Origin of the sequence: Kitasatospora sp. GP30 (genome assembly GCF_029892145.1) — a bacterium.
Lineage (GTDB): Bacteria > Actinomycetota > Actinomycetes > Streptomycetales > Streptomycetaceae > Kitasatospora > Kitasatospora acidiphila.
This window is the reverse complement of record NZ_JARZAH010000002.1, coordinates 83,618-96,330: the sequence shown is the minus strand read 5'-3', so window position 1 is coordinate 96,330 and position 12,713 is coordinate 83,618. Positions and strand designations below refer to the sequence as shown.

Annotated in this window: 9 protein-coding genes and 1 tRNA gene; 1 reads left to right on the top strand and 9 read right to left on the bottom strand. The window is 72.8% G+C overall.

The genetic code is table 11. From position 1 onward, the window contains the following. Positions 1–207: 207 nt before the first annotated feature. The 8 genes from P3T35_RS03685 to P3T35_RS03650 all read right to left on the bottom strand — a co-directional run bounded on the left by P3T35_RS03685 (position 208) and on the right by P3T35_RS03650 (position 11,056). Positions 208–846 carry a ComEA family DNA-binding protein gene (locus tag P3T35_RS03685; RefSeq protein ID WP_280704178.1) on the bottom strand — a complete coding sequence of 213 codons (639 nt, stop codon included), beginning with the start codon at positions 844–846 and terminating at the stop codon, positions 208–210. Positions 847–2,290: 1,444 nt separating this feature from the next. Beyond that, complete coding sequence (locus P3T35_RS03680; RefSeq protein WP_101380269.1) at positions 2,291–3,136, bottom strand: DegV family protein; 846 nt, start codon at positions 3,134–3,136, stop codon at positions 2,291–2,293. Between the two features lie 90 nt (positions 3,137–3,226). Next, complete coding sequence (locus P3T35_RS03675) at positions 3,227–4,042, bottom strand: hypothetical protein (protein WP_101380270.1); 816 nt, start codon at positions 4,040–4,042, stop codon at positions 3,227–3,229. A 263-nt stretch (positions 4,043–4,305) separates the two neighbouring features. After that, complete coding sequence (gene leuS / locus P3T35_RS03670; RefSeq protein ID WP_101380271.1) at positions 4,306–7,212, bottom strand: leucine--tRNA ligase; 2,907 nt, start codon at positions 7,210–7,212, stop codon at positions 4,306–4,308. 266 nt (positions 7,213–7,478) lie between these two features. Next, entirely contained in the window at positions 7,479–8,468 is a 990-nt protein-coding gene (galE, locus tag P3T35_RS03665) for a UDP-glucose 4-epimerase GalE (RefSeq protein ID WP_101380272.1), read from the bottom strand. Positions 8,469–8,506: 38 nt separating this feature from the next. Beyond that, positions 8,507–9,229: a hypothetical protein gene (locus tag P3T35_RS03660; protein ID WP_101380273.1), complete on the bottom strand. Its 723-nt coding sequence runs from the start codon at positions 9,227–9,229 to the stop codon at positions 8,507–8,509. A 43-nt stretch (positions 9,230–9,272) separates the two neighbouring features. Beyond that, complete coding sequence (locus P3T35_RS03655) at positions 9,273–9,422, bottom strand: hypothetical protein (protein ID WP_180356440.1); 150 nt, start codon at positions 9,420–9,422, stop codon at positions 9,273–9,275. 341 nt (positions 9,423–9,763) lie between these two features. Further along, positions 9,764–11,056, bottom strand: coding sequence for a hypothetical protein (locus tag P3T35_RS03650; RefSeq protein ID WP_101380274.1), 1,293 nt, complete (start codon positions 11,054–11,056; stop codon positions 9,764–9,766). Positions 11,057–11,266: 210 nt separating this feature from the next. Between P3T35_RS03650 and P3T35_RS03645 the strand changes: the two genes are divergently transcribed. Further along, positions 11,267–12,544, top strand: coding sequence for an MFS transporter (locus tag P3T35_RS03645; RefSeq protein ID WP_180356441.1), 1,278 nt, complete (start codon positions 11,267–11,269; stop codon positions 12,542–12,544). Positions 12,545–12,602: 58 nt separating this feature from the next. Here P3T35_RS03645 and P3T35_RS03640 read toward each other — a convergent pair. After that, positions 12,603–12,675, bottom strand: a tRNA-Ala gene (locus P3T35_RS03640). Positions 12,676–12,713 lie beyond the last annotated feature (38 nt).

The following is a 12,713-nucleotide window of genomic DNA, read 5'->3' as shown; positions in this document are numbered from 1 at the left end:
GGCGAACCTGGAAGCAACCGGGAGGGATCGCGGTGGGAATGAGGCGCTGACGCGAACGAGCCGACGGTTGCGGGCGATTGGCCGTGATCCAGCGGACCGGCGCGGGAGGACGGGCAGTTGACGTGGGAGCGATGGGGCGGGTTGGAACGGGGACTGTGCGGTGGTGGCGGAAGCGCCTCCAGCAGGCGGCAGATAGGTGATGTCAGGTCAGAGAACCAGCAGCGGTCTCAGCTCGGCGAACTTGCGGCCGCCGATCCCGCTGATCTGGCGGAGCTGCTCCAGCGAGCGGAACGGGCCGTGCTGGGTGCGGAAGTCGAGGATGCGACGGGCCAGAGCGGGACCGATGCCGGGGAGCGCATCGAGCTGCTCCTGGGTGGCTCTGTTGATGCTCACCGGCGCCTTGGGCGCTGCGGGTTCGACGGCGTTCCCGGCGGCCGGGGCGGGCGAGCCGACCAGCACCTGCTCGCCGTCAACCAGCACCCGGGCGAGGTTGAGGCCGTCCGTCTCCACGCCCGGCTGCGCGCCACCGGCCGCCCGCAGCGCGTCGGCGACTCTGGATCCCGCCGGCAGACTGAGGACACCTGGGTGCACGACTCGGCCCGCCACATCGATGACCAGCGGGAGTTGAGCACTGCCGGAGGGTTCGGGACCTGCCCCGGTGTCCGCCGATTCGCCCCCTGGAGCGACGGGCTGGGCTGGGCCCTCGGTGTCGCCGGCGGCTGCGGTGGCGCTGGGTGCAGCCTTGGCCGTGGCGGTGGGAACGGCTACGGGCTGCGGTCGGCCTAGCCAGAAGTGCTGGATGGCGTAGGCGACGGCGAGCAGAAGCAGAACTCCGAGACCGAGCACCGCTTTTCGGTCCGCCCACAACAACGGGTGGAGCGCACTCGGCAGGCACAGCCGCCGCCTGGGCGGGTGGGACGGGGCGGGAGCCGGGACTGCCCTGGACAAGGGCGGGGACGCGAGGGAAGACGGGGTACTCAGGGCTGAGGTGGCGGGCGAGGCGGCGGAAGCGGACCGGGCGGAGGCACCCGAGGAGGCCGAGGATGCGGAAGGCAGGGCACAGGACGGCGGCGAGTCGACAGGGAACACGGACGCGGGCAGCGAGGCGGCGGGGAGCGCGGAGGAAGCGGGCGAAGCGACGGAAGCGAGCCGGGCGAAGGCGCCCGAGAGGCCGGGGGACGCAAAAGGCAGGGCACCGGACGGAGGCGGGGGCAGCGAGGCGGTGAGGAGCGCGGGCGACGCGGGCACACTGCTGGTGGCGGACGAGACGGCGGAGGTCAGTGTGGGCGGGGCAGAGGGCGGGGGCGGGCCAGCCGACGACGTGGGCGCGGACAGCGGGGCAGCGGATGCGGGGGCTCCCGCAGGACCTGCGACAGGCGGAGCTGCACTGGTCGCGGCCGACGGGACCAGTCCGGTGTCCAGCGGGCGAGGGCGGGACCGCGGACCGCGCCGGGATCCCCTGCGCTTGCCATAGCCGTAGGGCCAGTCGTCCGGGAGCACGGGGACGCTTCCGGTCCTGCGAGCGGGCGAAGCAGGGGCGGCAGGGGAAATGGAGCCGGCGTCAGGAGTACGGGCCCAGATGGGCTCCGAGTCGAGCTGGTCGATCGCGTCCGTCACGGCAGAGCTGGGGCTGCCATGTGCGGGAGCACCCGAGACCGGGGAACCTGCGGCCCGGGGAGGCGCCGAATCACGCGAGCCAGAAGCAGCCGAACGACCAGGCTCAGGCCCTGACAGATCGACCGCGTCCCGCAGGGCGACTCCGGAGCCGCCATAACCAGGAGCGCCCGAGACCGAGAGCCCCTCAACCCGAGGAGGCCCCGAGTCACGCGAGCCGGGAGCAGCGGAGCGGCCAGGCTCAGGCCCTGACGAATCGACCAAATCCGCCAAGGCGACTCCGGAGCCGCCACGCATGGGCGCGCCCGAGAGCGGGAAGCCCGCAGCCCGATGCGCCGGATCGTGCGGCTCCCGACCAACAGAACGGCCAGCCACCGAGTCCGACGGCTCAGCCGCACCCACCAAGCCGAGGCCGGAGCCGCCCGCCTCGCCGAGGGCAGGCGCCTCCGCTGACGCAGTGCCAAGGGCAGGCAGCAGGTGGGCCAGGCGGGCGCGGGTGAGGGCGGCGGTGTCCCGGCGGCGGGCGGCTGGAGTGCGAAGGGCGCGGAGAACGGTCATGGCGCCGACGCTAGGCCGGGCCCCTACCCCCCACCAGGAACGCCCGCAAACCTGTGGACAACCCTGCCCCTGTGGATAACTGACGCAGCATCAGCACCACCATCACACTGTCGCACCGTCACACCGGCGCGACCACCACCGCCAGCAGGCCCGGCCCCACATGGGCGCCGATCACCGCGCCGACCTCCCCGAGGTACAGCTCGCGCAGGCCCGGCACCCGCTCGCGCAGGCGGGCGGCGAGCGGCTCGGCGCGGTCCTCGGCGGCGAGGTGGTGCACGGTGATGTCCACCTCCCGCTCGCCCGCGTACTCCACGGCGATCTCCTCAAGGCGGGCGATGGCGCGGGAGGCGGTGCGCACCTTCTCCAGGGGCTCGATCCGGCCCGCGTCGAGGTGGAGCAGCGGCTTGACGGCCAGGGCGGAGCCGAGCAGCGCCCTGGCGGTGCCGATCCGGCCGCCTCGGCGAAGGTGTTCCAGGGTGTCCACGTAGAAGAAGCCGCGGGTGTCCGCGGCACGCCGTTCGGCCGCCGCCGCCACACCGTCCAGGTCGAGCCCCGCGTCCCGGGCGTCGGCCGCCGCCAGCACCGCGTAGCCGAGCGCCATGCCGACCAGCCGGCTGTCCACCACCCGCACGGGTATCGGGGCTTCGGCGGCCGCCAGGCGGGCGGCGTCGCCGGTGCCGGAGAGCTCGGTGGAGAGGTGGATCGAGACCACGCCGGTGGCGCCGGCCTCGGCGGCGGCGCGGTAGGCGGCGGCGAAGGTCTCCGGGTTGGGGCGCGAGGTGGTGAGCCGCTGCTTGGCCCGCAGGGCCTCGGCGACGTCCTTGGGCGCGATCTCCACGCCCTCCGTGAACGCGGTGTTCCCGACCACGACGCTCAGCGGGACCACCGAGACCTGGTGCGCGTCAACGGCCTGCTGGGGCAGATAGGCCGTGGAGTCGGTGACGATGGCGAGCTGGGCGGACATGAGCCGGAGGTTACTCCTCCCGTGGTCGACCGGCACATCCGAGCCGATCACCAGGTGAGGGCGCCTCCGCCCGGCCGTCCCGCCCGGCCGTCAGTTCCCCGAGGACCCGGGTGCCGACTTCCGCAGCCGCTGCGCGGCGTTCATGACCTGCTCCCCCAGCCCAAGCATCTCCTCCGCCGAAGGCCACTTACCGCTCCCCAACCCCAGCCGGCCCGACGCCCCCGCCCCACCAGCACCACCAGCACCACCAGCACTACCCGCACTACCAGCCGCAGCAGCGCCACCAGCCCCGGCGCCACCCCCCGCAGCCGCCCCCGCCGCACCTGCAGCACCCCCAGAGCCCGCCGCCCCCGTCTCCCAGTGCCGCAGCGCCCCCGCCTCGCTCGCGATCTCCTCGCTCAGCCGCCCCAGGTCGTCGGCCGCGAACCGGTGCATCCGGTCCTGCGCCGCCCACCGCAGCGACTCGGCGGACTGCGTGATCTGGTCGGCCCGCACCCGCAGTTCCGACAGCTTGGCCGCCACCCGTGAGGCGTCCGGCTCGCGCTCCAGCAGCCGTAGCTCGGCGTCCAGCTCGGCGCCGTGGCCGTCCAGCCGGGCCAGCAGGCCGAGTGCCTCGGTGAGCTGGCCGTCGCCGGCCAGGCCGCCCTCCAGCACCTCTCGGGTGCGGCTCAGCGAGGTGCGCAGTGCCAGCCGCACGGCCGCGACCTCGCCGTGCGCCCCGGGCTTCGCAAAGGTCTTGGCCTTCAGCGTGACGTTCTCCACGGCCCGCCGGGCCTGCGCCTCGGTCTGGTCGACCTTGCGGGCCACGGCCTTGGCCGCCTTGACGACGCCGACCACCACCAGGACGGTCAGTGCCAGCGCGATGAGCGCCACCACCCCGATCAGGATCCCGATCCCGTGGAACATCAGACAGCCGCCTTCCCGCCCTCACCGAGTTCCGCCCGTGGGAGTCCCCGGGCTTCCCCCACACCGTAGCCCGTTTGCCACCCGGCAGAGGAGCGCCCCAGGGGCATTCACGGGACGGATCAGGGACCGCTCAGGGATACCCCGAGAAGCAGCCCCGAGAACGCACCCGGAGAGCACCCCCCAGCGCCCCAGCGCATCCCCCCGAAACGCCGGCAGCCCGGCCGCCACCGCGACCGGGCCACCGCCCGAACCAACCCGGCCCGTCAGCCGGTGACGATGTTCACCAGCTTCGGCGCCCGCACGATCACCTTGCGCACCGGAGCGTCGCCGATCGCCGCGACCACCGCCGGGTCGGCCAGCGCCAGCTGCTCCAGCTCCGCGTCGCTGATGGTCGGCGGCACCTCCAGGCGGGCCTTGACCTTGCCCTTGATCTGGACGACGCAGGTGACGGCCTCGTCAACGACCAGCGCCGGGTCGGCGACCGGGAAGTCGGCGTAGGTCAGCGAGTCGGTGTGGCCCAGCTTGCGCCACAGCTCCTCGGCGACGTGCGGAGCCAGCGGCGCGACCATCAGCACCAGCGGCTCGGCCACCTCGCGGGGCGTGCTGCCGCGCTTGACCAGGTGGTTGTTCAGCTCGATCGCCTTGGCCACCGCGGTGTTGAAGCGCAGCCCGGCCAGGTCGCCGCGGATCCCGTCGATCGCCTTGTGCAGCGCCCGCAGGGTCGGCTCGTCGGCCGGCTCGTCGGTGACGACGACCTCGCCGGTCTCCTCCGAGACGATGTTGCGCCACAGCCGCTGCAGGAAGCGGAACGAGCCGACCACGGCGCGCGGCTCCCAGGGACGGGAGACATCCAGCGGACCCATCGACATCTCGTACAGGCGCAGGGTGTCCGCGCCGTACTCCTCGCAGATGCTGTCGGGCGAGACCGCGTTCTTCAGCGACTTGCCCATCTTGCCCGCCTCGCGGGTGACCGGCTGCCCCTGCCAGACGTAGCCGCCGTCGACCTCCTCGACCTCGGCGGCCGGGACCGGGAAGCCGCGCTCGTCGCGGTAGACGTAGGCGGTGATCATGCCCTGGTTGAACAGCCGGTGGAACGGCTCGACCGAGGAGACGTGGCCCAGGTCGTGCAGCACCTTGTGCCAGAAGCGGGCGTACAGCAGGTGCAGCACCGCGTGCTCCTGGCCGCCGACGTACAGGTCGACGCCGCCGGCCTTCTTCTCGGCGTTGGGGCCCAGCCAGTAGGCCTCGTTGGCCGGGTCGACCAGCTCGGCGCGGTTGTCCGGGTCGACGTAGCGCAGCTCGTACCAGCAGGAACCGGCCCAGTTGGGCATGGTGTTGGTCTCGCGGCGGTACGCCTTGACGCCGTCGCCCAGGTCCAGCTCGACGTTGACCCAGTCCTCGTTGCGGGACAGCGGGGTGCGCGGGCTGCTGGCGGCGTCGTGCGCGTCGAAGGTGATCGGCGAGTAGTCGTCCACCTCGGGGACCTCGACCGGCAGCATCGACTCGGGCAGCGCGTGCATCACGCCGTCCTCGTCGTAGACGATCGGGAACGGCTCGCCCCAGTACCGCTGGCGGCTGAACAGCCAGTCGCGCAGGCGGTAGTTGACGGTGCCTTCGCCGATGCCGCGGCCGGTCAGCCACTCGGTGACGGCGCGCTTGGCGTCGGGGACGGTCAGGCCGTCCAGTGAGATCCCCTCGCCCACCGAGTTGACCAGCACCGAGTCGTAGGTGTCGAAGGCGTCGTCCCACTCGTGCGGGTCGGTGCCGCGGCCGTCGGTGGGCTCGACCACGCACTGCATCGGCAGGTTGAAGGCCCGGGCGAAGGCGAAGTCGCGGTGGTCGTGCGCCGGCACGGCCATGATCGCGCCGGTGCCGTAGCCCATCAGCACGTAGTCGGCGATGAAGACCGGGACCGGCTTGCCGGTGACCGGGTTGGTCGCGTAGGCGCCGGTGAAGACGCCGGTCTTGACCTTGGCGTCCATCTGGCGCTCGACGTCCGACTTGGCGGCAGCGGCGGCGCGGTAGGCGGCGACGGCCTCGGCGGGGGTGTGTGCCTCGCCCTTCCAGTCGTTCAGGGTCTCGCTCGGCCAGGCGGCCGGGACGATGGCGTCGACCAGCTCGTGCTCGGGGGCCAGCACCATGTAGGTGGCGCCGAACAGGGTGTCCGGGCGGGTGGTGAAGACGGTGATGGTGTCGTCCGAGCCGACCTTGCTGCTCACATCGACCGGGAAGGCGACGCGGGCGCCCTCGGAGCGGCCGATCCAGTTGCGCTGCTGCAGCTTGATCGCCTCGGGCCAGTCCAGCAGGTCCAGGTCGCTGATCAGCCGGTCGCCGTAGGCGGTGATCCGCATCATCCACTGGCGCAGCTTGGACTTGAAGACCGGGAAGTTGCCGCGCTCGGAGCGGCCGTCGGCGGTGACCTCCTCGTTGGACAGCACGGTGCCCAGGCCGGGGCACCAGTTGACCGGCACCTCCTTGCTGTAGGCCAGCCGGTACTCGCCCAGCACCTCCTCGCGCTCGGCGGCGGACAGCTCGGACCAGGCGCGGCCGCCCGGGACGGCCCGCTCGCCGGCGGCGAACTGCGCGACCAGCTCGGCGATCGGGCGGGCCTTGTCGGCCTCGGTGTCGTACCAGGAGTTGAAGATCTGCAGGAAGATCCACTGGGTCCAGCGGTAGTACTCCGGGTCGATGGTGGAGATCGACCGGCGGGAGTCGTGGCCCAGGCCCAGGCGGCGCAGCTGGCCGCGCATGTTGGCGATGGCGGCCTCGGTGGAGACCCGGGGGTGCACGCCGGTGGCCACCGCGTGCTGCTCGGCCGGCAGGCCGAAGGCGTCGTAGCCCAGGGTGTGCAGCACGTTGTGGCCGGTCATCCGCTGGTAGCGGGCGTAGACGTCGGTGGCGATGTACCCCAGCGGGTGGCCGACGTGCAGGCCGACGCCGGACGGGTAGGGGAACATGTCCATGATGAAGCTGTGCGGCTTCTCGGTGACCGTGTCGCCGGCGGCGGTGTGCGGAGCCAGAGGACCGACCGGGTTGGGGGCGTTGAAGGTGCCCTCCTTCTCCCAGGTGTCCTGCCAGCGGGACTCGATGTCGGCGGCCAGGGCTGCCGTGTACCGGAACGGCTCGGTGGTGGCCTCGGCCGCGCCGGAGGCAGGGGTCGTCTCGCTCATGGTCCTTCAAGCTCCATCGGGTCAGATTGCGAATCGTCAGCTGAGCGGCCGGACGCGGGGCTTGGGTCCCGAAGAAGAGCTCCGGAAACAAAAAAGCCCCTCGCAGGAGGGGACGCCACGCTGACTCCGGCGCTACCCCCGCTCGGGGTGGCCGGTCCTGGTCAGCGCGGCCGGCTAAGGAGCAGGCGCACGGTTCGCATGGGCTCAGGGTACCGCAGGAGGCTGCGGGGCGTGGCGACCGGTCGCCACGCCCCGCAGCGGCTGCCTCAGCTCAGCCGGGAGTCCCGGACCTCGGCCCAGCGCAGCGAGTCCCGGATGCCGTCGGCGATGCCGTGCTTGGGCGCCCAGTGGAGGAGCCGCTCGGCGCGGTCGCTGCGGGTGTAGGCGCCGGCCACGTCGCCCGGGCGGGTCTCGGTCTCGACCACGGCGACCGGCTCGTCGACCACGCCGTTGAAGGCCTCGACCAGCTCGCGCACCGTGGTGCCGGTGCCGGTGCCGATGTTGATCGCCGAGGCCCGGCCGCCCTCCACTGCCTGGTCGAAGTTCTCCAGCGCGGCCACGTGCGCGGCGGCCAGGTCCCACACGTGGATGTAGTCGCGGATGCCGGAGCCGTCCCGGGTCGGCCAGTGGGTGCCGGTGATCATGAACGGCCGGCCGGCCTCGTGAGCCTCGATCAGCTTGCCGAGCGCATGGCTCGGGTGACGCACCTGCAGGCCGGTGCGCAGCTCGGGGTCGGCGCCGATCGGGTTGAAGTAGCGCAGCGACAGGATCCGGATCGGCTGGGTCGCGGCGATGTCGGCGAACATGCCCTCGCAGACCGCCTTGGTGCGGGCGTACGGGCTCTGCGGGTCGAGGCCGGCGTGCTCGTCGACGCTGAAGTCCTCGCTGGCCTGGTAGATCGAGGCCGAGGAGGAGAAGATCATCTTCTCGCAGCCGTTGCGCAGCAGGTGGCCCACGAAGTCCAGGCCCTTGGCGACGTTGGCCCGGTAGTAGCCGACCGGGTCGGCCACCGAGTCCGGCACCACGATCAGCGCGGCGCAGTGCACCACGGCCTCGATCTCCGGGTGCTCGGCGAAGATCCGGTCCACCAGCGCGCCGTCGGCGATGTCGCCCTGGTAGAACTCCCGGCCCTCGGTGAACTCGCGCCGGCCGGTGACCAGGCTGTCCAGGATCACGGGGATGTGCCCGGCCTCGAGGCAGGCGGAGGCGACGGTGCTGCCGATGTAGCCGGCGCCGCCGGAGATCAGAACCTTCATGAGCTGCGATGAGCCTTCCGTTCGTTGTGCCGGGCAGCCTAACGCCGACGGCCCGCCTTTCCGGACGCCTTCTCGCCGGTCTTCGGTTGCGCGGCCTTGCTGCTCTTCGGCCGCGCGGCGCTGTTCTTGGATTGCGCGGCCGCCGCCCGGTACTCGCGCAGCGCGTCGCGGGCGGCCCGCTCGGCCGGCAGGTACCGGCGGAAGAACGACAGGAACACCGCGGCCTGGGCGCCGAAGGCGATCGCCGCGGCCAGCGGCACCACCAGCGGGCCCAGCCAGGCCATCAGCGAGAACGAGCCGTTGCTCTGGTACCGCTCGATCCGCACCTCGGCCCACTCCAGCCGCCGCCACATCACCACGAACGGCGGTGCGGCAGCGGCCAGTTGGAGCACCGCATTGAGCACGCCGACCGCCACCGGCCAGTGGAAGGCGAACGGGGCGACCAGCGCGAAACCGAAGAAGACGGCCAGCGCGCCGAACGGGATGAACTGGAACGGTATCCAGCACAGCCGCCCGAACCAGTACTTCGGCCCGCGGCTCCGCCAGCCCCTGCCACCGGCCGCCAGCCCGAAGTCGCCCGCCTGGAGCCGCACGGCCCGGGCCCGCACCGCCTCCCGGTAGCGGACCTGCTGCCCGCCCCCGCGCAGCTCGAAGAGCAGCCACTCCCAGCGGTCCCGCCAGCCGAACGGCTCGCTGCTGTCGTACGGAGCGACCGGCAGCGGCTCCGGGTGGGTGAGGCTGGGAGTGGTGTGTCTGATCATCGTTCCGTGCTTTCCTGCGGGTGGCTGTCGCCGGGGCGGCCGGTCAGCCGAAGATCCCGTGCCACAGCTTCTTGGCGGTGGTCACCGGATGCTCGGCGGCCTGCACGCCCTTGTCGGCCATGCCCTTGATGTCGTTCTTCCAGCGGTCCTCCGGACCGTCCACGAAGACGCTCTTGCCGACGCCGAGGATCACTCCGTCGTTGTGGATGTTTCTGCGACCAGTGCACGTTGTGCGTGTACTCGTTGACCAGCGAGGAGGCAGCGTAGCCGAGCACCGGTGCGAACGGCCTGGTCTCGGTGGTCAGCACCTCGACGCCGATGCCCGCCACGTTGGCACCGCCGTCGGCGACCACGGCGTGGGTCCAGCCCCAGCCGCGGTCGTGGTCGTACTTGGCCTGGGCGTAGGTGCCGACCGTCGCGGCCAGCACGTCCAGGCCGGGTATCTGGTCGGCGATCTTGACCCACTTGGAGTCCACGCCCACCCTCCGCACTCCTGCATGATCGTCATACCGTGTTTCGCACACGGTATGACGATCAGGAATCCTGCATTCCGCCCCCGGTCCGCGGCCCGTCGAACTCCCGCAGCACCCGGGCGACCAGGCCCGACTGCATCCCCGCGGCGAGCCCGCGCGCCTGGTCGGCCGCGGCGGCGGCCCGCCCGGTGTCGCCGGTGCGGCGGTAGGAGTCGGCCAGCCGGACCAGCAGCAGCGCCCGGGCCCGGGCCGCGGTCAGCCCGGCCACCGCGTCGGTGAGCAGCGGTCGGGCCCGCTTGTGGTCGTCCAGGAACAGGTAGGCGCAGCCGACCAGGCCGGCCAGTTCGGCTCGGGCGGCGTCCCGGGGCAGCACCGTCCAGGCCTGGTCGGCGGTCGCCTCGGCAGCCTCCCGATCACCGTTGCGACCGTGCGCCAGCGCCAACCGGCCCAGCTGGCGCGCCCGTTGCTGCGGTGCCAGGGTCGCCCCGGCGGCGGCCAGCGCCGAGCCCAGCAGCTGGGCCGGGTCCAGGCCGCGGCCGGCGCCGTAGTAGGTGAGCTGCACCGCCAGGCTGCCCACCACGCTGACCGCCAGCTGCGGCTCCCCCGCCACGTGCGCGGCCCGCAGCGCCGCCACGTAGGCGCGCTGGGCCGCCGCCTCCTGGCCCAGATCGGCACCCGCCCAGCCGACCAGCCGGGCCAGCCGCCCGGCCGCGCCGTAGAGCGCCCGGCCCAGCGGCTCGTCCTCGGCATAGCCGCCCAGCTCCAACAGCTTGCCCACCATGGCCAGTTCGGCGCGGGCCGACTCCAGCACCAGACCGCCGCCGCAGGCCCGCCCGAGCCGCCGCTTGCCGACACAGCTGGCCTGCAGGTCGTTCAGCTGGTCCGCCGTCACCAGCAGCGCGCCGCTGCCACCGGTCAGCGGGGGCGGCGGGGCGGACCAGTGCTGGGCGGCGCGGGCCAGTTCGTCGCCGCGGAACAGGTCGGTCAGCCGCACCGGGGCCACCTGGAGGCCGGCCTCGTGCAGCGCGATCTGCGCGGTGTCGGCGGTCCACGGGTCGGTCAGCAGCCGGGCCGACAGCGCCTTGGCACCGCGGTGGCTGCCCATCCGGCCCCACAGCTGCTCATAGGTGACGGCGATGCCCACCGCGCGGCTGAGCACCTCGCAGACCGCCTGGTCGTGCGGAGACCTGGGCACCATGCCGCGGTCGCGCCACTTGTACGGCGCGGTCTGACTGATCGCCAGCCCGGGGGCCAGCACCAGATTGACCTCGCGGGCCAACCGTTCCGGGCTCCAGGCGAGCTGGTGCAGGATCCGGGCGAGCTCTTCGTTGCGGATGCGCGCGAGATCGGCCATGGCCCGACCGTAGCTGGCGCCGGCCGGTTCCGGGACCGCTCGACGCGAAGTCACACCGCATATCACGCATCAGGGCGCGAAAAGCTCCCGATACCCCCGGACGGACCAGCGGTTTCACCCGGTCTGACGCGCAACGGCCCGCCGGCGTAACCAGCGCGTTCACTGAACGTCAGACAGGGAGCCATCCCCCGTCCGAAAGCGGTCACCTCCGTGTCCCTAACTGCTCTGCTCCCCCGTCCCGTCCTACCCCGCACCGGGCCGCTGCCAACCCCGCGCCGCCGACTGGCCCGGCGGATCGGCCACCGCCGCGCCGTGCTGCTCACCGCGGTGGTGCTCAACCAGCTGGCCTACGGCGCGATCTACTCCTGGAGCATCGTCTCCGCCGGGCTGCAGTCGCCGCACAGCGCCTTCGCGCTCGGCCGCGACCAGGCCGGGCTGCCGTTCGCCGCCGCGCACTCCGTGGTCTTCCTCGGCACCGTGCTCGGCGGCCTGCTGATGTCCCGGCGCTCGCCGCGGGTCATCGCGCTGCTGGCCGGGCTGCTCTACGCGGGCGGCTACCTGGTGGCCGGCTGCGCGCACGGGCGCCAGGACTTCTGGCTGGTGCTGCTCGGCTACGGCGGGATCAGCGGAATCGGCCTGGGCCTGGGCTACATCGTGCCGACCACCATGCTGCAGCGCTGGTTCCCCGGGCACCGGGCACTGGCCGCCGGCGCCGCCACCGGGGGCTTCGGCCTCGGCTCGGTGCTCAGCGCACCGCTCTGCCGGCTGCTGGTGGCGCACTTCAGCGTCGACCCGGCCCGGGCGCTGCTGGTGCTCGGCACCCTCTTCCTGGCCACCACGCTGACCGGTGCCGCCTTCTTCGACAACCCGCCGGTCCGCCCCGCGCAGCCCGCCACCGGCGCCGGCCACCGGCCGAGGCAGGCGCTGCGCAGCCGGCAGTGGTACCTGCTGACCCTGGTGCTCTTCTACAACACCCTGGCCGGGATCAGCATGCTCGCCGTGGTGGCCCCGGCCGCCACCAGCCTCACCGGGCTGAGCCCGGCCCTGGCCGCCGTGCTCACCGGGGTGCTCGGGGTGTTCAACACGGTGGGCCGTCCGCTCTGGGGCTGGCTGTCCGGCCGCACCGGGCTGCTGCGGGCCTTCGTGGTGATGCTGCTGGTGCAGGGCCTCGGCCTGGTGGCGCTCTCCCAGACCAGCTCGGCCGGGCTCTTCCTGCCGCTGGCGGCGCTGGTCTGCCTCTGCTTCGGCGGCGGTTTCGCCACCATGCCGGCGGTGGTGTCGGAGTTCTTCGGGGCGGCCCACGCCGGGGCGGTCTACGGGCTGATGCTAATCGGCTGGGGCATGGCCGGGCTGCTCGGGCCGCTGACGATCTCCCAGGTGGCGGCCCACCACTCCTACTCGGCGGCCTTCCTGGAGCTGGGCGCGATCACGCTGGCGGCGGCACTGCTGCCCCGGCTGGCCGAGCGGCCGCAGTCGCAGCCGGCCTGACGGGGCGCCAACGCAGCCGGGCCGCCTCCCTGTTGGGAGGCGGCCCGAGCACTTCCGGTGGAGCTATGGGGAATTGAACCCCAGACCTCTTGCATGCCATGCAAGCGCTCTACCAACTGAGCTATAGCCCCGCATCGCACCGAGTGCATTTTTTTGCCGCCTTGTGGTT